This is a genomic window from Blastomonas sp. CCH1-A6, from assembly GCF_001556365.1.
Lineage (GTDB): Bacteria > Pseudomonadota > Alphaproteobacteria > Sphingomonadales > Sphingomonadaceae > Blastomonas > Blastomonas ursincola.
This window is the reverse complement of record NZ_LSIS01000516.1, coordinates 1-850: the sequence shown is the minus strand read 5'-3', so window position 1 is coordinate 850 and position 850 is coordinate 1. Positions and strand designations below refer to the sequence as shown.

1 protein-coding gene is annotated in these 850 nt (G+C 56.1%); it reads right to left on the bottom strand.

What is annotated here, in order from left to right:
- The coding region (locus AX735_RS22645; RefSeq protein WP_156447587.1) for an integrase arm-type DNA-binding domain-containing protein at positions 1-586 on the bottom strand (586 nt) is incomplete at its 3' end.
- Positions 587-850: the final 264 nt, after the last annotated feature.

Here is an 850-nt window from a genome sequence, read left to right as displayed (position 1 = left end):
CGCTCGCTGGCGCGTCCAACTCTCGCCAGCCCCGCCCGTTGGCATAGGAAAGGACGTGCCGGATGCGCTGCAACAGCTTTCGCGCGACCTCGGGTTTGGCAGTCCAAAGATCATTCTTCCGCATGACGTCCGCCACCAGCGCAGCATCGATCTGATAGGTCGGCAAAAATCCGATGCTCGGTATCGCATAGGTTTTGAGCGTCGAGAGGAATGACTTTGCCTGCTTGTCGCTCCAGCCTTCCTTATTGGCATCGTGGCATTCGAGCATAGCCTTTTCGAATGTGGTGTTCCTGGCTTCGGACGCCCGGCGCTCTGCCAGGCGAGCGGCTCTGACGTTCACGTCCTTTTTGATTTCCGACCTGTACCGCGCAGCAAGCGTGCGCGCCTCAGATAGCGAGACAGCAGGATAGCCCCCAAGCCCGAGCTCTTGGCGCGTGCGATTGCGCATGACCCGCAGCGACCAGCTACGCGAGCCGCTGGCCCGCACAATCAGCCACAGGCCTTCGCCAATGCAGTATTTGCCCTTCGCTCTGGTGCGAATATACGCGTCAGTTGGCTTTTGCATCGCGTCCTCCAATTCGTCCATCAATATGGAGCCGAACGGCGGTCAACGTCAATAGACAACTGTGAACAAATTATAGCTGATTTTTCTAGGAAATTATGGGCTGCGTGAACTGCGGTAAACAATTATAAACCGGTTTTACATCGCTACTCGGGGAGCCAGCCTTTTGCATCCAAGCCCTTGAAATTTACGACTTTTTTCTGCGGCTTGCGAGCTGTTCCCAAGCCAGGTACCCGTCTCTACCTCGACACGGATTCTCATCCGATCATTTCTGGCGCATCGATGCGC